Below are 23719 nucleotides of genomic sequence, written 5' to 3'. Positions count from 1 at the left end.
TGAGCTTCGATGAACGCTTCGATCAAGACAGACGCGCGAGGTCACGGCGGACACGACGGTCCTTCCTCCGAGACCGCAGGACGACGGGTGGTCATCACCGGACTCGGTGTGGTCACCAGCATCGGGATCGGTGTCGAGGCCTTCACCGCCGGCCTTCGCGAGGGACGCAGTGGCGTCAAGCCGATCACCGCGTTCGACACGACCGGGTTCGCCCATGCCAACGGCTGCGAGGTCACGGACTTCGAGCCGGAGCGCTGGATCGCCGGGCAGCCCGTGGAGGAGCTGGGCCGGGCCGCCCAGTTCTCGGTGGCGGCCGCCCGCATGGCGGTCGAGGACGCGGGGCTGAGCGCGCAGGACGTGCGGGCCCGCCGTTCCCTGGTGTCAGTCGGCACCACGGACGGTGAGTCCCGCGACCTCGACCAGCTCGTCGCCACGGGCCTGGAGGGCGGGCCCGAGGAGTACGACCCGGTCGTCGCCCGGCGCTTCTCCGCCGGACGGCTGTCCGCGGGCATCGTGCGCGAGCTGCAGCTGGAGGACGTGGAGGCCGTGACCATCCCGACCGCGTGCGCGGCCGGCAACTACGCGGTCGGATACGGCTACGACGCGCTGCGCAGCGGGGACGTGGACATCGCCCTGTGCGGCGGCGCCGACGCGGCCTGCCGCAAGACGTTCACCGGGTTCTACCGGCTCGGCACCATCGCCCCCGAGGTGTGCCGGCCCTTCGACAAGGACCGGGAGGGCATCCTCACCGGTGAGGGAGCCGGCATCCTCCTCATGGAGAGTCTCGACTCGGCACTGGCGCGCGGTGCCCGCATCTACGCCGAGGTCCTCGGGTACGGGCTCGCCTGCGACGCCCTGCATCCCGTCGCCCCGGACCGGGACAGCATCGCGCGGACCATCCGCATCGCCCACCGGAACGCGGGCATCACGCCGGACCAGGTCGATTTCGTGTCCGCGCACGGCACCGGCACCAAGGCCAACGACATCACCGAGGCCGGCGCCATCCGCCAGGTGTTCGGCGCGGACACCATGCCCCGCACCGTGTCCATCAAGTCGATGATCGGCCACAGCATGGGCGCGGCCAGCGCCGTCTCCGCCGCGGCCTGCGCGCTCGCCCTGACGGAGGGCTTCATCCCGCCGACGGTCAATCACCGGGAGACCGATCCGGAGTGCGGAGTCGACTGCGTACCCAACGAGGCGGTCGAGGCGGAACTGTCCGTCGTGCAGAACAACGCGCTCGCCTTCGGCGGCAACAACGCGGTCCTGGTCCTCGGGGCCCACCGGAGCACGTCATGAGCTGGATCGTGACCGGCATGGGCGCCGTCGCCAGCATCGGCGACAGCGTCGAGGAGATCTTCGGTTCGCTGGTCGCGGGCCGCAGCGGGCTCGCCCCGCTGCGCGGCTACGACCCCGCCAACTTCCGTGCGCGGGTGGCCTACGAGATCGACGACCGGCCCGCGCCGGGCGTCGACGAGCCGCTGCGCGCCACCCGCTGGCTGGAGCGGGCCGTCGCACAGGCGGCGGCGGACGCCGGACTCGGCGACGACCTGTCCGGGGTGCCGGTCCTGATCGGCACCACCCTGCGCGAACTGCGGTCGGTGGAACTGTCCTGGCGCGACGACGTGCCCTTCGACGTACGGGACCTGCACTTCGGAACGGCCCTGCGCAGGCGCTTCGGCGCGGACGACACCCACACCGTCGCCAACGCCTGCTCCGCCTCGCTGTACGCGCTCGGCCTCGGCGCCGACCTGCTCGACCTGGGCGCCGCGGACACCGTCGTCGTCGCCGGGGTCGACACCATCACCGAGAGCACCTACGGCCTGCTCGACCGCTGCTACCCCGAACCCCCCGACCGGGTCCGGCCGTTCGACCGGGCCCGGCGCGGCATGCTGCAGGGCGAGGGCGCGGTGGCCGTGGTGCTGCGCAGGGAGGCGGACGGGCCCGGAGCGGGCGCCCGGGTCCACGCGCGGGTGCGGGGCGTCGCCGTCAACTGCGATGCCCACCACCCGTCCGCACCCGATGCGAAGAACATCGCCGCGGCCGTCCACGAGGCGCACGAGCGGGCCGGGGTACGGCCCGCCGACATCGATCTCGTGATGCTGCACGGCACCGGCACACCGCTCAACGACGAGGCCGAGTCCACGGCCCTGAACACCGTGTTCGCCGGCCTCGACCCCTCCCCGTACATGACGGCCATCAAGTCGATGACCGGACACACCGCCGGGGCCTCCGGACTGCACAGCCTGGTCGCCGCCGTGGACGCGATGCGCACGGGGACCGTCCCGCCGACGGTGTACCTCGACGACCCGGTGGACGCCGTGGCCGGATTCCGGCTGGTCCGGGGCCGTGCCGAGCGGCCCGGACAGCCGCTGGGGCTCGCGCAGATCGACTCGTTCGGATTCGGCGGGCTCAACGCGGTCGCGGTCGTGGAACGGGTCGACGGACACCCGGCCGGCCCCGGGGAACCGGACGAAGGAGCGGGCCAGTGAGCACCACACCCACGGCACGCGCCGTGATCACCGGGATCGGCACGGCCGTGCGCGGCCTGACGGAGCCCGCCGGACTGCTCGGGCCGCTGCCCGAGAACCACCGGGCGGCGCCCGACCCCGTGTCCCGGCTCACCGGACGCGGCCTGCGCTACAAGGACCGGGCCACGAAGCTGGCCATGGCCGCCGCGCGGGACGCGCTGGCCGAGGCCCGACTGGTGGACGCCAAGGGAGAGTTGACCGTTCCGGGCGAGAGCGTCGGGGTGGTCACCAGTACCAACTACGGCAACGCCGACACGGTCTGCGAGACCGTGCGGACCATCGCCGAGTCCACCTATCTGGCGACCAGCCCGATGATGCTCCCCGCCACTTCCAGCAATGTGGTCGCCTCGTGGCTCGCCATCACGCACGGCCTGCGCGGCGCCAACCTGACCCTGTGCAACGGGCCGACCTCCGGGCTCGACGCCGTCCACTGGGCCCGGCTGCTGATCGGGGCGGGCCGGGTGGAACGGGTGCTCGTCGTCGGCACCGAACCGGACAACGACCCCGTGCGTCACCTCACCGAGGTGCCGGACGACGACGGCACCGGCGCGCCCGCGCTCTTCGACGGCGCGGTCGCCCTGGTCGTCGAGTCCGACGCTTCCGCCACGGCCCGTGGAGTGGACGCGCTGGCCGCGATCGGACCGTACGCACGCCGCGGCGACCACGCCGTCGCCGTCGCCGACGTGCGCGGCAGGCTGCCGGGACCGGTCGGCCTGTGGTGCGTGCCGCAGCACCCGGACGGGGTGCGCGCCCCCGCACCCGGTCTCGGCGCCGGGGCCGGAACGGCCCCGGTCCACGACCTGTCCGCGCTGTACGGCCCGTCGTCGGGCGCGCTCGGCGTGCTCCAGTGCGCGGCGGCGGCCCTCTGGTTCGACGACGCGGAGGCGGGCTCCGGGACCCTGGTCCTGGCCAGCGCGGGTACGGGCGACGCGGGCGGGGACGACGCCAGCGCGGCCCTGCTCCTGGCGGCCCCCGGTGCCCCGGTACCCGGTCCGGCGGGCGCGGCGCGATGACCCACCACGACGGGGAGGACAGCCCGGAGCCCATGGCCTCGGTACGGCTGCGGCGTGCCGCCCGCGGACCGGAGGGCGCCGTGCGCGTGCTCGCGCTGCACGGTCTCGCCGGGAGCGTGTCCAGCTGGGCGCCGTACGAGCGACTCGCCCTCGACGAGGTCGAGTTGTGGGACGGGGAGCTGCCCTGGGGCTCCACCGGCGACCCCGGCTGGAGCCTGCGGGACGACCCGGCCGACCATGTGGAGCGCGTGCTCGGCGCGGTGCCCGGAGGCGTCGACCTCCTCATCGTGCATTCCTTCACCGCGGGCCCCGCGCTGGAGGCCCTCGTACGCCGGGCACACTCCGGCGGCCCCCGGGCCGCCGTGGTCGTCGCCCCGTTCCACCGGCGCCGTACCGACGACTTCTCCTGGGACGACGCCACGTACTACCTGGGCGGCTTCCACCGCATCCTGGAGGAGGGCCTGCGGATCGGCGGCGGCGAGCGGCTGCCGGCCGAGGTGCGGGCCGCGATGGCGCTGCGGGTCCGCGACCGGGTCGGCCCCTACGGCTGGCAGCAGTTCTTCGGCGCCTATCTGCGCAGCCCCTTCCTGGACGTCGCCTCCTTGCGGCTTCCGGTGCTCGTCGTGGCCGGGAGCGAGGACTTCGCGGCCCCGCCGGACGACGCCCGCGCGCTGGCCGCCGCCCTGCCCGACGGCAGGTTCCGGCTCTTCGACGACTGCGGCCACTTCGCGATGGCCGAACAGCCGCAGCGCTTCGCCGACGCGGTGCACGAACTGCTCCGCGAGACCTTCCCCGCCGCTCCCGCCACCCCTTCCCCATCCGATGTCCATCCCTACGTACCGGAGTTGACGTGACAACGAACACCGCTGGCATCGAGGCCGCGGCTCTCGCGCTCCAGGAGCCCAGCACCCTGGAGATCCGCCCTCGCTACGAGGGTTCCAACATCTGCACCTGGATCGGCTTCAAGCACGTCAACTACCTCGTCGAGGAAGCCGTCCTGAACCATCTCAGGCAGGCCGGGATCGCCCCGGGCGCGATCTACGAGACGTACGGCCTGTGCACGGACATCGTCGACATCGACACCCGCATCCTGCACGCCTTCCACATCGACGACACGGCCGTCGCCGAGGTCAGGCCGCACCGCAGGGCCAAGGACGGCGAGCTCGTCCTCGCCGTCACGCTCCAGGTGCAGCGCGAGTCCCTCCTGAAGGCGGTCACCTCCACGGTCCGTGTCCAGTTGCGCCTCGACCCGCGCGGCGGCGGCGAGCAGCCCGTCCCCGACGCGCTCGCCCCCTACGCCGTCGACCGGCTCGGCGCCGTGCCCGGCTGGACGCCGGAGCCCGTCGCGGCGGACCCGGCCGCCGCCGACCTGGTCAAGGAGCTGACAGCCGGACGCAACGCGTACGCCTGGAAGTTCCGCATCCCCTACTGGTACTGCCACTTCACCGAGCGTCAGCAGATGTCCGGCTATCTGCGGCTCATGGAGGAGGCCAAGGACCGGCTCGTCGCCGACCGCGGGGTCTCCATCAAGACGCTGCTCGACGAGCAGAACTGGATCCCCGTCGTGCCGCACTCGCGGATCACCGTGCTCGACGAGGCGCGGATGGAGGAGGACCTGTATGTCGTCCTCACCGTGGAGAACGTCTTCAAGGGCTTCACGTACGACTCCCGCATGGACACCTACGTCGTCCGTGACGGGAAGCTGCTGCAGACCGCGACCGGCCGGATCACCCACGGCTACGCGGTGATCGAGAACCGCCGCGACTGGAGCCTCGTGCCCTTCGACGACCGCATGAACGCGGCCCTGGAGGGCCGGACGGCATGAATACCGAGGTCGAGGTCGTGGTCACCGGGATCGGCGCCGTCACCTGCCACGGTGCGGGTGCCGACACCCTGTGGCGGGCCATGACGGCGGCCGGGGTCCGTCGGCCCGACCGGCCGTCGGACCCGCTCGCCCGGATGGACCTGCCGCTGATCAACCTGGTGCCCGACCTCGGCCCCGACCCCGACCCGGCGGCCGAGCGGGCGACCCGCTTCGCCTCCCGCGCCGCCACCGAAGCCCTCTCCGACGCCCGCCACGACGCCGCGTCACTGCGCGCCTGCCGCACCGCCGTCGTCATCGGCAGCTGCATGGGGGAGCCCGGACCGAACGAGCGCGGACGGGGACGCGGGGTGCACGGCGACGGCTTCGACTGGACGCCTCCGTTCCGGCTCGCTGGCCGACTCGCCTCCGAACTGGGCGTGTTCGGGCCGGTGCACGACATCGCCAACGCCTGCGCGGCCGGCGGCTACGCCCTCGGCATCGCCGCCGACCTGATCCGCGCGGGGCAGGCCGACGTGGTGATCGCGGGCGGATCCGACGCGTACTCACGCGTCGCGCTCGGCTGCTTCAACCGGCTCGGTGCCGTGGACCCCGAGCGGTGCCGCCCCTTCGAGAGCGACCGGGCCGGCACGGTGTTCGCCGAAGGCGCCGGAATCCTCGTCGTCGAATCGGCCGCGCACGCCGGGTCCCGGGGGGTACGGCCCGCACTGCGTCTGAGCGGGACCGCGTGGAGCTGCGACGCGGGCCACCCGACGGCCCCCGAAGCGGACGGCGAGCAGATCGTACGGGCGATGCGGCAGGCCGTCGGCGATGCGCCGGAGACCGTCGGCTGTGTGATCCCGCACGGCACCGGCACCCGCCTCAACGACGTGCTGGAGAGCCGCGCGCTGCACCAGGTGTTCGGCCCGCGCGCGGCACGCGTCCCCGCCTACAGTCTCAAGGCACTGCTCGGTCACGCGGGCGGCGCGTCCGCGGCGCTCGGCGCGGTGGCGGCGGCCCTGATCCTGCGGCACGGCTCCGTCCCCGCGAACGTGCCGCTCAAGGACCAGGACCCCGAGTGCGAGGTGCTGCTCCCGCAGGGGGCAGCCGTCCCGCTGCCGCCGTCGCGGCGGCGCGTACTCGTCAACGCGTACGGGTTCGGCGGCAACAACGCCTCGCTCGTTCTCGCGGGAGGTGAGGACCGGTGAACGGCCCGTACGGACAGCAGCTCGCCGTCACCGGCGTCGGCGTCGTCTCACCCTGGGGCGACGGGCCCGGACCCGCCCACGCCGCACGGGGAGCCGCCCCGGCCGGGAACGCCGACTGGTTCGACCACCGGGACCGGCTCGGGCCGCGCGGCTACAAGTACCTGCCCGCCGCCGCCCAGTACGCGCTGGCCGCGGCCCGAGCCGCGCTCGCCGACGGCGGGCGGCCCGACGCGGTGCCCGACCACCGGCGAGGTCTGCTGCTCGCCACCAACGCCGGGCTCGCCGGGCTCTTCGACACCATGGACGCGACCGTGGCCGAGGACGGCGGCACGGCACGCCTCTCCCCGGCCACGGCCCCCTACTTCGCCGTCAATGTCCTCGGCAACCGGCTGGCCGCCGAACTCGGGCTCAAGGGCTTCGCGCTGACGGTCGCGAACGAGCGCACCGCCGCCGCCGACGCGCTGGCCACCGGCGCGCTCGCCCTGGCGGCGGGCCGCTGCGACACGCTCCTGATGGCCGCGGCCGAGGAGCCGCCGCCCGGGGGGCGGGGCGAGCAGGGGGCCGCGGCCCTCGCGCTGGAGCCGCTCGCCGCCGCGCGGGCCCGGGGAGCCGGGGTGCACGCCCTGGTGGCGGCCCGCTCCCTGTTCCTGCCGCCGCGGGCGCTGGAGAGCCCCGCGGGCCGGGACGGCGCGGTGAACCGTCTCGCGGAGGTTCTCGCGGCGGTACCGGGCCCCCGCACCGTACATCTGGACCTCGACGGGTCCGCGGTGTCCGAGACGGTGGCGCTCGCCGTGGCCCGGACCGCGGCGGGCCGGACCGTGCCGCCGCCCGGCGGCGCGACGGCCGAACCGCGCCGCACGCAGCCGCAGTCGCCGCAACGCGGGGCCGGCTGCCTCGGGCCCGCGTTCGCCGTCGCGCACGCCGTCACCACAGCCCACGAGGAGGACCGGATCGTCGTCACGGCCGACGGCGCCGGACACGTCGCCCTGGTCCGGATCTCCTCCGCGCCGGCCCACCACACACAGGAGTCGCAGCATGCTGAAACCGCTTGAGGGGAGCTGGAGCCTGGTCCTCGGAGCGTCCAGCGGGATCGGCCGGGCCATCGCCCTCGGACTCGCCCGCGAGGGCGTGCACATCGCCGGGGTGCACTTCGACACGGCCTCCCGCACCGAGGAGATCGAGGCCGTCGTCGACGAGATCCGGTCGCTGGGTGTCGAGGCGCACTTCTTCAACGCCAACGCCGCCGCCAGGGCCACCCGGGCCGACATCGTGCCGCGGCTCGCCGAGCTGACCGGATCGGGCGGCGGCATCCGGATCCTCGTCCACTCGCTGGCCTTCGGCACCCTCGTCCCGTTCACGCCTCGCGAGGGCTGGGACAAGCAGGTCGGCTCGCGCCAGCTGGAGATGACGCTCGACGTCATGGCCAACAGCCTCGTGTACTGGACCCAGGACCTGCTCGCCGCGGGCCTGCTGCGCAGCGGCGCCAAGGTGTACGCGATGACGAGCGCGGGCACCTCCCAGGCGCTGCCCAGTTACGGCGCGGTCTCCGCGGCCAAGAGCGCCCTGGAGTCCCATGTGCGCCAACTGGCCTGCGAGTTGGCCGTCAGCGGCATCGCCGTCAACGCCCTGCGCGCCGGTACCACCGTCACCCCCGCGCTGCGGCGCATCCCGGAGCACGCCGGCTACATCGAGCGCGCGGCGGAGAACAACCCGCACGGCCGTCTCACCCGGCCCGACGACGTCGCCGAGGCGGTCGCCCTGCTCTCACGCAGCGACTCCTCGTGGCTGACCGGCAACACCATCGGCGTCGACGGGGCGGAACTGCACGCCGCCGCCGGGGCGTGGGGCTGAGAGCCTGCCGGGCGACCTCCGCTCTCCGGCCGAAGGTCACCCGACAGCCTCTGAGCACCACCGGCCTCCCGCGCCCGTCGGCCCCCAGGGGCCTCCACCGGATCCCCCTCGTCCGGTCCGCCCGCCCCCGGCCGGGTCGGGCACCGGACGGGGAACCACACCGGCCAGGTATTCGACCGACGGGTCCTCACCACGGATCCTTCACCGACAGGAGCAGAACGCGATGAGTGCCAGTCTTGCCACCGGGGCGGACCCGGACACCCTGGTCGTATCCGGCTGGTCGGCGTCCTCCCCGTACGGCCTCGGCGCGGCGGCCTTCACCGAGGGCATCCGCGCCGACCGGGACGGGACGCGGGCCGCCGACGGCACCGCGGACCTCGGACCCTACGAACGGGCGGGCCGCATAACCGACTTCGACGCCCGGTCGGTACTCGGCCGCAAGGGCACCCGTGCCATGGACCGCGCCACGGCCATCGCCGTCGCGACGGCCGGGATGCTCCTCGGCGAGGCCGGGTCCGGTCTCGCCGAGGACGTCCCGGAGGCCGTCGGCATGGTCCTCGGCACCGGACACGGCAGCGTCCAGAGCATCATGGACTTCACCCGGGACTCCCTCACCGGCGAGAAGCCCTTCCACGTCGACCCGGCCCTGTTCCCGAACACCGTGATGAACCGCGCGGCGGGCCAGAGCGCCATCTGGCACACCCTGCGCGGTCCCAACACCACGGTCGCGGGCGGCGCCCCGACCGGGCTGCTCGCGCTCAACTACGCGGCCAGGCTGCTGCGGCAGGGGCATTGCGAGGCCGTGCTGTGCGGAGCCGTGGAGGAGTTCTCGGCCGAGCGGGCCTGGCTGGAGTACCGGGCCCGCACCGGCGGCCCGCACCGCAGGCCCGCGGGGCCGCTCGGCGAGGGCTGCGCCCTGTTCCTGCTCGAATCGCCGGACCGGGCCCGCTCCTACGGGCGGACCCCGCTCGCCACGCTGCTCGGTACCCGCTTCATGGCGTTCACCGACCCCGAGCGTGCCCAGGACGCGGTGTCCCGCGCCGTCACCGAGGCGCTCAAGATCGCCGACGTACGTCCCGACGAGATCACGCTGATCGTGCCGTCGGACAGCGGCGGCCCGCTCGGCGCCCGCGAGGACGCCGCGCTCGCCGCGCTCTTCGGCGGCCGGCTGCCGCCGCGGCTGCGGCTGCGCAAGCTCCTCGGCGACGCCGGGGCGGCGTCCGCGTCGCTGCAGCTCGCCGGCGCTCTCGCCGCCGACGCCGCGGCCGGGCCCGTGCTCGTCACCTCCATCGATCCGGACGGCCAGACCGGTGCGGTCGTACTGCGCACCGGCGCGTCCTGACCGCCGCCACGGCACTCCGCGCGGCGTGCCGGCCGCACCGGATCCCCGACCACTGCCCGTATGCCGAACCACACCCGGAAGGACGTGTCCCGCTCATGCCCGAGACCACCACCCCCGCACTCGACAAGGAAGAACTGCGCGACCTGGTCGCGGATGTCCTCGACCTGGACGTCGCCGAGGTCACCGACACCGCCCACTTCATGGAGGACCTGGAGGTCGACTCGCTGATGGCACTGGAGATCGTCGTGCGCCTGGAGAAGGAGTACGGGGTCCGGCTCGCCGAGTCCGAACTGACCTCGATCACCTCGCTGCTGGGCACCTACGAGCTGCTCGCCGACAAGCTGCGGGACGCACGGTGAGCGCCGCCACGCCCCTAGGCGACATCGAGCTGATCCGCACCGGCGCGCAGGGCGCGATCGCCGCGTTCGACGCTCCCGTCGACGGCCCGGTCGTCGACGGGCACTACCCCGGCTTCCCGCTGCTGCCCGGCGTGTTCCTCATCGAGGCCGCCGACCGCACGGTCCGGCAGTGGGCCAGGAGCAACCGCGCCACCCCCGGCGGCGACGACGGAGAGGTGGAGCTGGTCGCCATGGACCGCTGCCGCTTCCACCGCCCGGTCTACCCGGGCGACCGGGTGCACACCGACATCGGCGTCACGGAGAGCGCCGCCGGGCTGCTGTTCAAGGCGGCCGTCACCACCAACCGCGGCAAGGTGGCCGACATCCGGCTGCGCTACCGCGACAAGGACCGGCACGAGGAGGTCCGATGACCGTCCACGGCGTCGACCGGATCAAGGGCACCATCCCGCACCGCGGCGAGATCCTGCTGGTGGACCGGGTCGCGGACGTGGTGCCGGGCGAGAGCCTGACCGCGTACAAGGCCGTCTCCGGCAACGAGCCGGTGTACGCGCCGCTCGGCCAGGACGCCACGGCGTCCGACTACGCCTACCCGACCTCGCTCGTCATCGAGTCGTGGGCCCAGTCCGCGGTGCTGCTCTCCGTGTGGGAGAAACCCAACCCCGACGTGCTGGCCGGGAAGGTCGAACTGGCCGGGGCCATCAACGAGGTCGTCGTCGGCGGGCGCGCCTGGCCCGGCGACGTGCTGGAGCACCGGGTGCGCCTGGTGAAGGCCGCCGGGGAGACCTCGGTCCTGGCCGGCGAGACGCTCGTCGGCGGGCGCGAGGTGCTGCGGGTCGGCGCGTTCGTGGTCGCGCTGCGCGACATGACCGAGCTGCTTCCGGCGCCCGACCGCGCCCTGCTGAAGGTGTGAGGAGAGGACGCGATGAGTGCGCACAGCACTGCACGGAACCAGGCCACCGCACAGAGCGGCGGCGAACCGCACGGGGACAAGGTCGCACTCGTCACCGGAGGGTCGCGGGGCATCGGCCGCGCGGTCGTCGGGCGGCTGGCCCGCGACGGCTACGACATCGGCTTCTGCTACCGCTCCGACGACCAGGCGGCGGCCCTGGTGGAGAAGGAGGTACGTGAGCTGGGGCGCCGCGTCCTGGCGCGGCGGGTGGACGTCACGGACCGCACGCAGGTGCGGGACTTCGTCGCCGCCGCCGAGGACCGGCTGGGCCCCGCGTCGGCGGCGGTGACATCGGCCGGCATCACCCGGGACTCCCCGCTGGTGCTGATGCCGGACGAGGACTGGGACGCCGTCCTGCGCACCAACCTCGACGGCACGTACAACCTGTGCCGCGCGGTGGCCTTCCCGATGATCAAGCGCGGCGGCGGCGCCGTCGTCACGCTGTCGTCGGTGGCGGGCGTCGCGGGCAACGCGGGCCAGACCAACTACTCGGCGTCCAAGGCGGGGATCATCGGCTTCACCCGGTCGCTCGCCAAGGAGGGCGGGCGGCACGGCATCCGTGCCAACACGGTGGCGCCGGGCTTCATCGACACGGACATGACCTCGGAGCTGCCGCCGAAGGTGGCCAAGGAGATGCTGGGCCGGATCCCGCTGAAGCGGTTCGGGCGACCCGAGGACGTGGCGTCGCTCGTGGCGTTCCTGGTGTCGCCCGAGGCGTCGTACGTCACCGGGCAGGTGTTCCAGGTGGACGGCGGGATCGCGCTGTGAGCGGCGCCGCCCGCGAGCAGCGCCGTCGCAGGCGCCCCCCGCGGTTCTACTTCTCGCTGCGCAGCCCGTACTCGTGGCTGGCGTGGCGGGATCTGCTCGACCGCTATCCGGCCACCGCGGCGGCCGTGGAGTGGGTGCCGTTCTTCGAGCCGGACGAACTGAGCCGGAAGCTGCTCGCCGAGGCGGGCGGCGCCTTCCCCTACACGCCGATGTCCCCGGCCAAACACCGCTACATCCTCCAGGACGTGCGGCGTCTGGCCGCCGAACGGGAACTGTCCTTCACCTGGCCGGTGGACCGCGATCCGGTGTGGGAGGTGCCGCATCTGGGCTACCTCGCGGCTCACCGGCACGGCAGGGGGGCCGAGTTCATCGCGCTCGCCGCACGGGCCCGCTGGGAACGGGGACAGGACATCTGCGACCGCTCGGTGATCGGCGGCTTCGGCCCCGAACTGGGCCTGGACGGCGAAGAGCTGGCGTCCGCCGCCGACGACCCGGGACTGCGGGCCGAGGGCGTGCGGGTGCTGCTCGACATCCAGCGGGACGGAGTCTTCGGCGTACCGTTCTTCGTCGACCACTTCGACAAGTACTGGGGCGTCGACCGGCTGCCGGCCTTCGCCGCGGCACTCGCAGCCCAGCCCCCCGAGGCCCGGCCTCCCGAGGACGCGGTCCCGCCGCCCGCCCCCGCGGCCTCGGTGGACGACGGCCACGCGGGCGGCTGCGGCTGAGAGCCTGTCGGGCGGCCTTCGAACGGACAGCGGACTCGGTCCGGTGCGTGCGATTCCAAGGCGCCGGAATGTCCTCGCAGCAGAGCTGCCAGTGCCGTGACCGGCAATGTTTGCCCCGTAAGGGTCGTCCAGTGCGTGCGATCGCAAGGCGGCCGGAATGTCCTCGCAGCAGAGCTACCAGGACTTTCGGCCAACGCCGCGAGCGTGCGTGCTTGACGGTGCGGGGCAAAGCTTGCCGGGAGGGGCACCAGGGCATTTCGGCAACGCGCGAAGCGTGCGTGCCAGGGTGTGACCGCCCGGTCAGGGGCCGCCCGACAGGCTCTGATTCGCCCCGGGCCGGCGCGGCCCGGAGCAGGCCGCGCCCAGGGCCGCCGCACGACGCCTCCCCCGCGTCGTGCGGCGGCCCTTCCGTGTCCCCGGACGGCCGCGTCCGCGTATAGGTGCCGCATAGCGCACGGCTGTTGCCTGGGGATCCGTAACTCTACGAGAAGGTGGGTGGTTGGGTGTCCGGCTTCGAGAGCTTCGTCAGCGCGCTGCGCCGCGGGGCGGCGGCGGCGCCCGAGCGCCGCGCCGTCGTGTTCGGTGCCGCGTCCGGCGAGGAGGAACTGTCCTACGCGTCCCTGGACACCGGGGCGCGGGCCGCGGCCGTGACGGTCGCGGAGCTGGTGGCGCCGGGCGACCGGGTGCTGGTCTCCTGCCTGCCCGGCACCGGCTTCCTCCGCGCCTTCCTCGCCTGCCTGTACGCGGGTGCGGTCCCGGTCCCGGTCCCCGCCCCCGGAGGGTTCGGCCGGCAGGAGTCCCGGACCAACGCCATCGCCGTGGACACCGGGGCCCGGCTGGTCCTCACCGACGAGGCGAGTGCCGTCGTCGTCACCCGCTGGATCGAGGACGAGCGTGCCGCACTGCCCGGCCTCGACGCCGTCACGGTGGAGTCCGCCGAGCGGGCGGGCGATCCGGACGCGTGGAGCGAGCACTCCGTCGAACCCGAAACGCTCTGCTTCCTGCAGTACACCTCCGGGTCGACCGGCGACCCGAAGGGCGTGATGGTGCCGCACGGCGCACTGGTGCACAACCTGCGTCTGATGCGGGACAGCCACGGCTGGCACGGCGGCATGACGTGGTGCAGCTGGCTGCCCGCCCACCACGACATGGGCCTCATCGCGATGATGCTCGCCCCGCTGTACCTGGGCGGCACCGCGGTCCTCATGTCGCCCACCGACTTCCTCAAACGGCCGGTGTCCTGGCTGCGGTTGATCGCGCGGCACGGCGCCGAGATCAGCTGTGCCCCGAACTTCGCCTACGACCTGTGCGCCCGTCGCCTCACCGAGGAGCAGACGGCCGGACTCGACCTCTCACGCTGGCGATACGCCTGCAACGGCGCCGAGCCCGTCGACGCCGCGACCCTCGCCCGCTTCGCGCAGCGGTACGCCAAAGCGGGTTTCGAGGCGCGCTCCCTGCTGCCCGGCTACGGCCTCGCGGAGGCCACCCTGTACGTCAGCGGAACCCGCGCGCAACTGCCTCCGACGGTGCTCCGCGCGGATTCTGACGCGCTGGCCCGCGGCGAGCTGACCGAGGCCCGGCAGGGCGTGCCGGTGCAGGAACTGGCGAGCAGCGGCGTCGTGCGCGGACTCGACGTCCGGGTGGTCGACCCCGCCACGCGCGCCGAACTGCCGGACGGGCGCGTCGGCGAGATCTGGATCCGCGGCGGCAGCGTCGCACTCGGCTACTGGAACCGTCCCGAGGAGACCGCCGCCGTCTTCGGCGCACGCACCGCCGCCGGCGAGGCCGGCTTCCTGCGCACCGGCGACCTGGGCGCGCTGCGCCTCGGCGAGCTGTATGTCACCGGGCGCATCAAGGAAATGATCATCGTGCACGGACGCAACCTGTACCCGCACGACATCGAGCGTGAACTCCGCGAAGCGGTACCCGCGTTCGCCGAGCACACCGCGGCCGTCTTCGCGGTGCGTCCGGGCGGCAGCCACGCGGCGGAGGAGATCGTCGCCGTGCAGGAGACCCGTGCGCGCGGCCTGTCGGGGGAGGAGCTCACCGCCCTCGCGCGCGGCGCCCGCGGCGCTCTCGCCCGGCGGCTCGGACTGCGGGTCGGCGGTCTCGTCCTGGTCAGACCGGGACGGGTCCGGCGCACCACCAGCGGCAAGGTGCGGCGCGCGATGATGCGAGAACTCTTCGAGCGCGGTGAGCTGGAGGTCCTGCACGAGGAGCTGGCGCCGGAGGTGGCCGCCGCGTTCCGGGGACCGGCCGCGGCGGGGCGGGCCCGCCCCGTGGACGCGCTGAGCGTGCCGGCCGACGAGCCCTGGCACCCGTACGCGCTCAGCCGCGAACTGGAGGCGAGGCTGGGCGACCCCGGCGACGGGAGCGGGGTGTTCTCCCGTTCGGCCTGCGCACGGCTGGACCGGGCCGAGGAGTTCCCCGCCGCGATCTGCCGGGAGCTGGACGCCCTCGGGGTGCCGCGCTGGTTCGCCCCCGCCCGGCACGGCGGCGAACTCCGCTCCGGCGAAGAGCTGGCGCAGCTCATCAGGACGCTGGGACGGCGCGACTTCACCGTCGCCCTCGGACACGTCAAGACCTATCTGGGGGCCGTCTCGGTGTGGGTGGCCGGAACTCCCGAACAGGCCCGGACCCTCGCCTCGCGCGTCGCCTCGGGCGCGGTCGTCTCGCTCGCGGTCACCGAGCGGGAGCACGGCAGCGACCTGCTCGCAGGGGAGCTGCGGGCCACGCGCACGGAGCGCGGATGGCGGCTCGACGGTGAGAAGTGGCTGATCAACAACGCGACGCGGGCCGATTTCGTGACCGTGCTCGCCCGCACCACCGACCAGGGGGGAAGCCGGGGCTTCAGCCTCTTCCTGGTCGACACGTCCCGGCTGGGGACGGGGAGCCGGCGCGCCCTTCCCCGAGTGCCCACGCACGGCGTGCGCGGCGCCGACATCAGCGGCATCGCCTTCGACAGCGCCGAGGTGCCCGCCGACGCGCTGATCGGCGCCGAGGGCGAGGGCCTGGAGATCGTCCTCAAGGGATTCCAGATCACCCGGACCCTCTGCTCGGCGATGTCGCTCGGCATGACCGACCACGCGCTGCGCATCGCGCTGGACTTCGCCCGCACGCACCACCTCTACCGGCGTCCGCTCGCCGAACTGCCCTACGCCGCACGCACCTTGGCCGAGTCCTACGCCGACCTGCTCGCGATGGAGGCGGTGAGCCTCGTCGCGACCCGCTCGATCCACACACTCACCGATGAGCTGGCCGCGGTCTCCGCCGTCGTCAAGTACCTGGTGCCGACCCTGGGCGACGAGACGATCGGGGCGCTGCGGGGACTGCTCGGGGCACGCGCGATGCTGGTCGAGGACTTCGCCGACGGCGCGTTCCAGAAGCTGGAGCGCGATCACCGCATCGTCGGCATCTTCGACGGCAGCACCGCCGTCAACCTCAACTCCCTGATCAACCACTTCCCGGTGCTCGCCCGCGGCTACCGCGACGGCACCGCCGACCGGGACGCGGTCGCGGCGGCCGCCCGCCTGGACGGGCCGCCGCCCGAGCTCGACCACGGACGGCTCGCGCTGTACGCGCGGTCGGGCTCCGGCGTCGTGCAGTCCCTGCCGGACGCGGTGGCGCGGATCAGGTCGGCGGCGCCGTCCCATGTCGCCGAGCGCGCCGGCCGGCTGCTCGCCCTGGCCACCGAACTCCACGAGGAGCTGAAGGCGTCGCGGCACAGCCCCCGCGCGGTGCCGCCGGAGGCGTTCGCCGCGGCGCGCCGCTACGCCCTCGTGTACGCGGGCGCCGCCGCGGTGCACCTGTGGCTGGAGAACGCCGGCACCGTCCGGGCGAGCGGCCCGCTCTGGCAGGACGCGGCATGGCTCGACGCGGTCCTGGCCCGTCTGCTGCGCCGCCTGACCGGCGCCCCCGACCTGGAGGACGAGGACGGGACCGCCCTCGACGCCCTGCTGCCCGCCCTGTACGCCCAGCACGAGGAGGGGCTGCTGTTCTCGCTGCTTCCCTGCCCGCTGGGCGAGGGGCGCCGGGTGCCCGGCGGCGGGCCGGCGAGGGACGCGGCGTGACGCACCCGACCACCACCCCGACATCGACGAAGGACCTGGCATGACGGACCTGTTGACCACCGGCGCCCGCGAGGCCCCGCACCTGGCCGGGGAGGGTCCGGTGTCCGACCCGGACCTGGCGCGCGTCGACCGACTGGAGACCCTGCTGGGCGATCCGCGGGACGCCGCCAATCCGCTCGGTCTGCGAGCGGTGCTCGCCGCCGACGAGCGCGGCGAGCTGTCGGCCCAGGGGGAGCGCGCGCTCGCGGACTTCGGGCTGGGTGCCGAGTTCGTGCCGGTCCGTCTGGGCGGCCGGTTCGCGCGCGCCGACCGGTTCGCGCTGCTCATGCGCTCCCTGTTCCGGCGCGACTGCGCGCTCGGCATCGGCTACGGCGTCACCAGCTTCATCGCGGGCCTGCCCATCTGGGCCGACGGCAGCGACGAACAGCGCCGTCGAGCCGCCGAACTGCTCATCGGCGGCGGCCGGATCGTCGCCGCGTACACCGAACTCGACCACGGCAGCGACTTCGCCCGTATCTCGCTGACCGCCGGGCCGACACCCGGCGGATATCTCCTGGACGGCGGCAAGCAGCTGGTGAACAACATCGGCCGCGCCGAGGCCGCCGTCCTGTTCGCCCGCACGGGCGAGGACACCGGCAGCCGCGCCCATGCGCACTTCCTGGTCGATCTCGACGCGCTGCCCACGGACCGCGCGGACCGCTCCGCCCGGTTCGCCACATCGGGCGTACGGGGATGCCGCCTCGGTGGCATCGACTTCGACGCCTGCCGGGTACCGGCCGATGCGCTCCTCGGCGTCGAGGGGGGTGCCATGGAGACCGTCCTGAAGGTCTTCCAGGTCACCCGCAGCGTGCTGCCGGGCATGGTCGTCGGCGTCGGCGACACCCAGCTGCGCACGGTGCTCGACTTCGCCCGGCAGCGCCTCCTCTACGGACGGCCCATGTCCGAACTCCCCGAGGTGCAGGGCGTGCTGGCGGAGTCCTTCCTCGATCTGCTGATCTGCGACGCGCTGTCGGTCGTGGGAGCGCGGACACTGCATCTGGCACCGGGGGAGGCGAGCGTACGCGCCGCGGCGGTGAAGTACCTGGTGCCGAAGCTGCTTCAGGACAACTCCTACCGCCTCGGTGTGACGCTGGGCGCCCGCAGCTATGTGCGTGAGGGGCCGTACGCCGTCTTCCAGAAGGCCGCCCGGGACCTGCCGGTCGTCGCCCTCGCGCACGCGAGCGGAGCGGTGTGCCTGTCGAACATCGTTCCCCAGTTGCCGCGGCTCGCGGAGCGGTCCTGGCGGCCCGCCCTCGACGGCGGCGGGACGGCCCTCCCCTGTGCCGCGGCGCTGTTCCGGCCCGACGACCCGATGCCCGACCTCGACCTCGGCCTGCTCGAACTGTCCGCGCGAGGCGCCGACGGCCTCGCGGCGAGCCTGCCCGCGTTCGCCCGCGACCTCGCCGAACGCGCCGTCCGCGAACCCGAACTCGCTGAACTCGCCTCACTGGCGGGCCTGTTCGCCGAGGAACTGGCCGGCCTCGCCGACCGGGCCGCCGCCCTGCCGCCGCGCGACCGCACTCCGCTCGCGAGCCGTCGGGCCTTCCTGCTCGCCGAGCGCTGCACCCATCTGCTCGCGGCCGCCGCCTGCCTCGGCATCTGGCACGCGGCCACGCCCGCCGACGGCTTCGCCGCCGACCCGCTGTGGGTCACCGGCGCGCTGCACCGGCTCGCCGACCGGCTCGGGCCGCGCCGCGGCCCGCTGCCCGGACACCTGGTCCGGGGCCTGACGGCGGAACTCGCCACCAGACACGAACACCACCGCACCTTCGACCTGTTCCGCGGACGGCTCGCCCACGGGCCGGTCCCCGCCAAGGGAGTCATCGCATGACCGAGACCACCGCAACCAGCCCCGACCCGGCCATCCGCACGCCGCAGGCGATCAGCTCCTGGCTCGTCGACCGCGTCTCCTACTACCTGGAGCGCCCCGCCTCGGAGATCGACGAGGGCGTCCAGCTCGCCGAGATGGGCCTGGACTCGGTGTACGTGTTCACGCTCTGCGGTGACATCGAGGACCGGTTCGGCCTCGTCGTCGAACCGACGATGGCGTGGGACCACCCGACGGTCGAGGCCATCACCGCCCACCTGGTGGCCGAGCTGGCCGGCCGGGCCGCGTCCGACCGATAGCGCCGTCCGGCGCATGCAATCGCGAGACGGAGGACCGTCACCGTACCGGGCGTACGTGGACGATTCCGGCAATGCGGGGAGTGTGCGTGCCGGGCCTCGCACGCCAGGCGGGATCCGTCAGACACGACCTGGTCCGGCGGACCGGGGCCGGACAGGGCCCCGGTCGCGCCCAAGTACGCGCTTCGCAGTGACTATCCGGGAAGGGGCAGCCATGCCCGAAAAACCGTTCCCAGGCATTCTGTCGACCGTGGGGAACACCCCACTCGTGGAATTGGAGAAACTGCTGCCGGATTTCGGCTCCCGGGTCTTCGGGAAGGTCGAACGCTTCAATCCGGGCGGCAGCATCAAGGACCGCTCAGCCCTCGGCATGCTGCGCGAGGCCATCCGCAGCGGCGAGGTGGAGCCCGGCCGTTCGGTGATCGTCGAGTCCAGCTCCGGCAACCTGGCCGTCGGACTCGCGCAGATCTGCCGCTACTACGGACTGCGCTTCGTCTGCGTCGTCGACGCGAAGACCACCGAGCAGAACCTCGCGATCCTGCGCGCCTTCAGCGCCGAGGTGGAGGTCGTCACCGAACGCGACCAGCTGACCGGGGAGTACCTGCCCGTGCGGCTGCGCCGGGTACGCGAACTGGTGGCCTCCATCGACGGGGCGTACTGGCCCAACCAGTACGCGAGCCTGCTCAACCCCAAGGCACACGAGACCACCATGCGCGAGATCGAGGAAGCCCTCGACGGCAAGGTCGACTACCTCTTCTGCTCGGTCTCCACCTTCGGCACCCTGCGCGGCTGCCGCGACCACATCAGGGCCCGGGGCCTGGACACCACGATCGTCGCGGTGGACGCCCAGGGCAGCGCGATCTTCGGCCTGGAGTCGACCCAGCGCCTCATCCCCGGGCACGGCGCCTCGGTGGTACCGCCCCTGATGGACGCGTCGGCGGCCGATGAGGTGGTGCACATATCCGATCTGGAGTGCGTGGTCGCCTGCCGCCGTCTCATCGCCCGCGAGGCCGTCCTCGCGGGCGGATCGTCGGGCGCCACCGTCGCCGCACTGTGGAAGTTCAAGGACCGCGTCCCCCGGGGTTCCCACTGCGTGCTGGTCTTCCCCGACGGCGGCGACCGCTACCTCGACACCATCTATTCCGACAACTGGGTGAGCCGGAACTTCGGCGACGTGGCACACCTGTGGAAGGACTGACCTGCATGTCCACCGGGCTCATCTCCACCGGCCAGGAAGGACTCTGGCTCGCCCATCAACTCGACCCGGACAGCTCCGCGTACAACGTGGTTCTCGCGGTGCGGCTGCGCGACCCGGTCCGTACCGACGTCCTCCAGGACGCGCTCACCGCGCTCGTGCTCCGGCACGAACTGCTGCGCTCCCGCTTCCCCGGTACGGACGCGGGGCCGACACGGGTGACCGATCCCGCCGACTCCGTACGGCTCGACGTGCGCGACGTACCGGGAGCGGACGAGGAGGAGCTGTTCCGGCTGGCCCGGCGAGCGGCCGAGGAACCGTTCCGCCTCGCCGAAAGGAGCGCCTTCCGGGCGGTACTGCTGCGCGGCGCGCCCGACGACGCCGTGCTCGTCACCGTCACGCACCACATCGTCAGCGACGCCACCTCGCAGTGGCTGCTCGTCAGGGACCTGTTCGCCGAGTACGGCGCACGCACCGGTCAGGGCGGCGCGACCCGGCCCCCGGCCCCCGCCGGCTGGGACCAGCACGTCCGCGCGGAGAACGAGTTCATCGCCTCACCGCGCGGCGAGCGGTCGGCGGCGCACTGGCGCGACCTGTGCCGGGGTCTGCCCGCGGCGGCTCTGCCCACCGACCGGCCGCGCCCGGAACAGCCCACCCTCAACGGGGCCACTGCCGAACTCACCCTGCCCGCCACCACCACCCGCCGGCTGCGCGAGGCCGCCGCCGAACGCGCGCTGACGCCGTTCGCGTGGCTGCTGGGCACCTTCCAGTCCGCGTTGCACCGCTGCGGCGCCGGGGACGCCTTCCTGGTCGGCTGCCCGGTCACCACCCGGTTCACGCCCTCGACCCGCGAAGCCGTCGGCTACTACGTCAACTCCCTCCCGGTGGCAGGCCGGTTCGTGCCCGCCACCACGTTCCTGGAGACCTTCGAGGCGGCACAGCGCCAGCTGCGCACCGGCATCGCGCACGCCCGCCACCCGGTCGAGCTCCTGCCGGGCGGTGCCGAGCGCGGTCCGCTCTTCCGGATCGTCTGCACCCTCATCGCCGTGGACCGGCTGCCGATCCCCGGGCTCTACGAGGGCCCGGTGCGCCTCGGCGGGCTGCGGGCCGAACTGTGCGACGTGCCGCAGCAGGAGGGCCAGCTCGACCTCGCCGTCGAAGTCCTCCAGAACAGCGCGGAGTTCAGGGCCGTTCTGCGCTACAACACCGACCTGTTCGACCGGGAGACCATCGAGCGGTTCCGCGACACCTGGCGGCGGCTGATCGACGTGTCCCTCGACACGCCCGCGGCCCGCGTCGCAGATGTCGGCCTCGTCGCCGTCGACGACCTGGCACGTCTGATCGCTCTCGGGGCAGGTGCGCCATGAGGGGGGAAACGGTCCAGGCCGGTCCGGACGAGCAGCTCCGGCTGCGGCTTCCCGCAGGACCCGCCGTCTGGTGCACCAACGGGCCCGCCGCCGTGGCGATGTGGCGCGAGATGCAGCCGCCCGGCGCCTACCACCGGGTGGCGCACAGGCTGCCGGCCGCCGCCACCGTTCTGGACATCGGCGCGAACATCGGGCTCATGGCGGTGCACTGCGCCCGCGTCCGGCCCGACGTCCGCGTCGTCGCGGCCGAGCCGGCCCCCGACCTGCACGCCTGTCTGGTCCGCAATCTCGCCGAACACGCGGCCCCCGGATGGCAGGCGGAGTGCGCGGCCGTCGCGGACCGCCCCGGCGAGCTGCGCTTCACGTACTACCCGCAGGCGCCGGGCAACTCCGGCGTCTACGCCGACCGGCGTGCCGACGACGAGATAACCCTGGCGTACCTGCGCAACAGCGGCGTCGACGCCGAGGACGCCGAGGAACTGGTGGAAGGGCTCCACGACGGCGTCGAGTTCACGGTCCCCGCGCTCACCGTCTCCGAGCTGGTCCGCCGCCACGGCGTCGCCCGGGTCGACCTGCTGAAGGTGGACGTGGAACGTGCCGAGATGGATGTGCTGCGGGGCGTCGAGGACGAGCACTGGCCCCTGATCGGCGCGGTCGTCGCCGAGGTCCACGACGAGGACGAGCGCCTCGCCCGTTTCACGGCCCTGCTGCGCTCCCGGGGCTTCACCGTCACGGCCCGCCAGGACCCGCTGCTCAAGGGGACGGGACTGTACGACGTGGAAGCGGAGCGGCACGGGTTCTGAGCCGGCACGGGTCCTGAACGGCGCCGCACGCCGAACGGGGCGGTTCCGGACGGCGCCGTGCCCCGAGAACGGTTCGTGGCCCGAGGGCGGTCCGTGGCCCGAGGACGGCTCGTGCCCCGAGGACGGTCCGTGCCCCGGCGGGGAGGCATGCCGCCGGGGCGCGGACCGTCCGTATAGGCCGTATATAGCGGCCTCTCGCACCATCTCCGCATCACCGGGCTTTGCCTCCCCCCCCCGTCAGCCCCGCAGGAAGGGAACCTCATGCTGATTCTCCGGCGCGCCGATGTGGCGGACGTCCTGGCCGACCGCGAGGCGGAGATCACCGAGCTCGTCGGCGAGACCTACCGGCTGCACGACGAAGGGCTCACGTCCCTGCCGCACTCGACGTTCCTGCGCTTCCCCGAGGAGCGGCACGGCCGGGACCGGATCATCGGCCTGCCGGCCTACCGGGGCGGCGGCCGGCCCGTCGCCGGGATGAAGTGGATCGCCTCGTTCCCCGGCAACGTGGAGGCGGGCACCGAGCGGGCCAGCGCGGCCATCGTGCTCAACTCGCTGGACGACGGCCGCCCGACGGCGTTCGTCGAGGGCGCGGTGATCTCCGCGAAGCGCACCGCCGCGAGCGCGGCTCTCGCCGCCCGGGAGCTGACCGCGGGAAGCGCCCCGGACTCCGTGCTGCTCATCGGCTGCGGCGTGATCAACCTGGAGGTCCTGCGCTTCCTGGCCGCGGCCCTGCCCGGGCTGCGCGAGGCCGCCCTGTACGACACCGATCCGGCGCGCGCCGCGGCGTTCACGCAGCGGTGTGCCGAGGCGGCCCCGAAGGTCACGACGTCCGTGGTGACCGACCTGACCGAGGCCCTCGGCGCGCACCGGCTCATCTCGCTCGCCACGACCGCCGCGGCCCCGCACATGGACCTGGCGGCCTGCGGCCCCGACACCACCGTGCTGCACGTCTCGCTGCGGGACCTGACGGCCGACACGGTCCTCGGCGCGGTCAACGTCGTCGACGACGCCGACCACGTCTGCCGTGAACGCACCTCTCTCGACCTGGCCCAACAGGCCGTGGGGAACCGCGACTTCGTGGCAGCGCCGATCGGGGCGCTGCTGCGCGGCACGGCCACGCTGCGCCGCGAGCCGCACCGCCCCGTCGTGTTCTCGCCGTTCGGCCTGGGCGTGCTCGACATGGCGCTCGCGGAGTACGTGCGCGAGCGGGCCGAGGAGCGCGGCCTCGGCGTCCGCGTCGAGGACTTCCTGCCCGCCTGATCCCACGGGCTCCGACCGGATCCCGTACCCACCACCCCATCCACACCAAGGAGTCAGTCATGACCGCAGAGCAGTCCGAAGGCCCCGTCCAGCGCGTGGTGTTCAACGACGAGGAGCAGTACTCGCTGTGGCCCGCCGGGCGCGAGCTGCCCGCCGGCTGGCACGCCGAGGGCACGGAGGGCACCCGTGAGGAGTGCCTGGCCAGGATCAACGAGGTGTGGACGGACATGCGGCCGCTGAGCCTGCGCCGCCGCATGCACGAGTCCTCCGCGGCCTGAGCCCGTTCGCCCGCCCACCCGGATCTGTGACAGGAGTTA

The 23719-nt window shown here is 73.6% G+C and carries 22 protein-coding genes; all 22 read left to right on the top strand.

Features of this window, described 5'->3' with window-relative positions:
* Window positions 1-9: 9 nt before the first annotated feature.
* The 22 genes from ACIQCZ_RS16270 (at window position 10) to ACIQCZ_RS16165 (ending at window position 23680) form a co-directional block, all read left to right on the top strand.
* Entirely contained in the window at window positions 10-1296 is a 1287-nt protein-coding gene (locus ACIQCZ_RS16270) for a beta-ketoacyl-[acyl-carrier-protein] synthase family protein (protein ID WP_402282853.1), read from the top strand.
* Window positions 1293-2489 carry a beta-ketoacyl synthase N-terminal-like domain-containing protein gene (locus ACIQCZ_RS16265; protein WP_402282851.1) on the top strand — a complete coding sequence of 399 codons (1197 nt, stop codon included), beginning with the start codon at window positions 1293-1295 and terminating at the stop codon, window positions 2487-2489. Before ACIQCZ_RS16270 ends, ACIQCZ_RS16265 begins: the two co-directional genes overlap by 4 nt.
* Window positions 2486-3541, top strand: coding sequence for a beta-ketoacyl synthase N-terminal-like domain-containing protein (locus ACIQCZ_RS16260; RefSeq protein ID WP_402282850.1), 1056 nt, complete (start codon window positions 2486-2488; stop codon window positions 3539-3541). The genes ACIQCZ_RS16265 and ACIQCZ_RS16260 overlap by 4 nt, the downstream gene beginning before the upstream one ends.
* The gene (locus tag ACIQCZ_RS16255) at window positions 3538-4395 is read left to right on the top strand and encodes an alpha/beta fold hydrolase (protein ID WP_402282849.1); all 858 of its coding nucleotides are present in this window, start codon (window positions 3538-3540) and stop codon (window positions 4393-4395) included. The genes ACIQCZ_RS16260 and ACIQCZ_RS16255 overlap by 4 nt, the downstream gene beginning before the upstream one ends.
* Window positions 4392-5366: an acyl-CoA thioesterase gene (locus tag ACIQCZ_RS16250; protein WP_402282847.1), complete on the top strand. Its 975-nt coding sequence runs from the start codon at window positions 4392-4394 to the stop codon at window positions 5364-5366. The genes ACIQCZ_RS16255 and ACIQCZ_RS16250 overlap by 4 nt, the downstream gene beginning before the upstream one ends.
* On the top strand, window positions 5363-6550 hold the full coding sequence (locus ACIQCZ_RS16245; protein WP_402282846.1) for a beta-ketoacyl-[acyl-carrier-protein] synthase family protein: 1188 nt from the start codon (window positions 5363-5365) through the stop codon (window positions 6548-6550). The genes ACIQCZ_RS16250 and ACIQCZ_RS16245 overlap by 4 nt, the downstream gene beginning before the upstream one ends.
* Complete coding sequence (locus tag ACIQCZ_RS16240) at window positions 6547-7602, top strand: beta-ketoacyl synthase N-terminal-like domain-containing protein (protein WP_402282844.1); 1056 nt, start codon at window positions 6547-6549, stop codon at window positions 7600-7602. Before ACIQCZ_RS16245 ends, ACIQCZ_RS16240 begins: the two co-directional genes overlap by 4 nt.
* Window positions 7586-8401, top strand: a complete 816-nt coding sequence (locus ACIQCZ_RS16235; RefSeq protein ID WP_402282843.1) for an SDR family oxidoreductase — start codon at window positions 7586-7588, stop codon at window positions 8399-8401. Before ACIQCZ_RS16240 ends, ACIQCZ_RS16235 begins: the two co-directional genes overlap by 17 nt.
* A 223-nt stretch (window positions 8402-8624) precedes the next feature.
* Complete coding sequence (locus ACIQCZ_RS16230; protein ID WP_402282841.1) at window positions 8625-9743, top strand: beta-ketoacyl synthase N-terminal-like domain-containing protein; 1119 nt, start codon at window positions 8625-8627, stop codon at window positions 9741-9743.
* 95 nt (window positions 9744-9838) lie between these two features.
* On the top strand, window positions 9839-10102 hold the full coding sequence (locus ACIQCZ_RS16225; protein ID WP_402282840.1) for an acyl carrier protein: 264 nt from the start codon (window positions 9839-9841) through the stop codon (window positions 10100-10102).
* The gene (locus ACIQCZ_RS16220) at window positions 10099-10512 is read left to right on the top strand and encodes a 3-hydroxyacyl-ACP dehydratase FabZ family protein (RefSeq protein WP_376211507.1); all 414 of its coding nucleotides are present in this window, start codon (window positions 10099-10101) and stop codon (window positions 10510-10512) included. Before ACIQCZ_RS16225 ends, ACIQCZ_RS16220 begins: the two co-directional genes overlap by 4 nt.
* Entirely contained in the window at window positions 10509-11012 is a 504-nt protein-coding gene (locus tag ACIQCZ_RS16215) for a 3-hydroxyacyl-ACP dehydratase FabZ family protein (protein WP_376211504.1), read from the top strand. The genes ACIQCZ_RS16220 and ACIQCZ_RS16215 overlap by 4 nt, the downstream gene beginning before the upstream one ends.
* A gap of 12 nt (window positions 11013-11024) precedes the next feature.
* On the top strand, window positions 11025-11819 hold the full coding sequence (fabG, locus tag ACIQCZ_RS16210) for a 3-oxoacyl-[acyl-carrier-protein] reductase (protein ID WP_376211502.1): 795 nt from the start codon (window positions 11025-11027) through the stop codon (window positions 11817-11819).
* Complete coding sequence (locus tag ACIQCZ_RS16205; RefSeq protein WP_402282837.1) at window positions 11816-12544, top strand: 2-hydroxychromene-2-carboxylate isomerase; 729 nt, start codon at window positions 11816-11818, stop codon at window positions 12542-12544. Before fabG ends, ACIQCZ_RS16205 begins: the two co-directional genes overlap by 4 nt.
* Before the next feature lie 503 nt (window positions 12545-13047).
* Entirely contained in the window at window positions 13048-16614 is a 3567-nt protein-coding gene (locus ACIQCZ_RS16200; protein ID WP_402282835.1) for an AMP-binding protein, read from the top strand.
* A gap of 40 nt (window positions 16615-16654) precedes the next feature.
* Window positions 16655-18484 carry an acyl-CoA dehydrogenase family protein gene (locus tag ACIQCZ_RS16195; RefSeq protein WP_402282834.1) on the top strand — a complete coding sequence of 610 codons (1830 nt, stop codon included), beginning with the start codon at window positions 16655-16657 and terminating at the stop codon, window positions 18482-18484.
* Window positions 18481-18780, top strand: coding sequence for an acyl carrier protein (locus ACIQCZ_RS16190; RefSeq protein WP_402282832.1), 300 nt, complete (start codon window positions 18481-18483; stop codon window positions 18778-18780). The genes ACIQCZ_RS16195 and ACIQCZ_RS16190 overlap by 4 nt, the downstream gene beginning before the upstream one ends.
* Window positions 18781-18991: 211 nt before the next feature.
* Window positions 18992-19975, top strand: coding sequence for a 2,3-diaminopropionate biosynthesis protein SbnA (sbnA, locus tag ACIQCZ_RS16185; protein WP_402282830.1), 984 nt, complete (start codon window positions 18992-18994; stop codon window positions 19973-19975).
* Between the two features lie 5 nt (window positions 19976-19980).
* Window positions 19981-21339 (top strand): condensation domain-containing protein, encoded by a 1359-nt coding sequence (locus tag ACIQCZ_RS16180; RefSeq protein WP_402282828.1) that lies wholly within the window; start codon window positions 19981-19983, stop codon window positions 21337-21339.
* Window positions 21336-22142: an FkbM family methyltransferase gene (locus ACIQCZ_RS16175; protein WP_402282827.1), complete on the top strand. Its 807-nt coding sequence runs from the start codon at window positions 21336-21338 to the stop codon at window positions 22140-22142. The genes ACIQCZ_RS16180 and ACIQCZ_RS16175 overlap by 4 nt, the downstream gene beginning before the upstream one ends.
* 261 nt (window positions 22143-22403) lie before the next feature.
* Window positions 22404-23402 carry a 2,3-diaminopropionate biosynthesis protein SbnB gene (sbnB, locus tag ACIQCZ_RS16170; RefSeq protein ID WP_402282826.1) on the top strand — a complete coding sequence of 333 codons (999 nt, stop codon included), beginning with the start codon at window positions 22404-22406 and terminating at the stop codon, window positions 23400-23402.
* Window positions 23403-23461: 59 nt separating this feature from the next.
* Window positions 23462-23680 (top strand): MbtH family NRPS accessory protein, encoded by a 219-nt coding sequence (locus tag ACIQCZ_RS16165; RefSeq protein WP_351075194.1) that lies wholly within the window; start codon window positions 23462-23464, stop codon window positions 23678-23680.
* The last annotated feature ends 39 nt before the right edge of the window (window positions 23681-23719 follow it).

This window comes from Streptomyces sp. NPDC093149 (assembly GCF_044754145.1).
Classification (GTDB): Bacteria; Actinomycetota; Actinomycetes; order Streptomycetales; family Streptomycetaceae; genus Streptomyces.
Note: the sequence above shows the minus strand (reverse complement) of the source record. Positions and strands in the feature narration are given on the sequence as shown.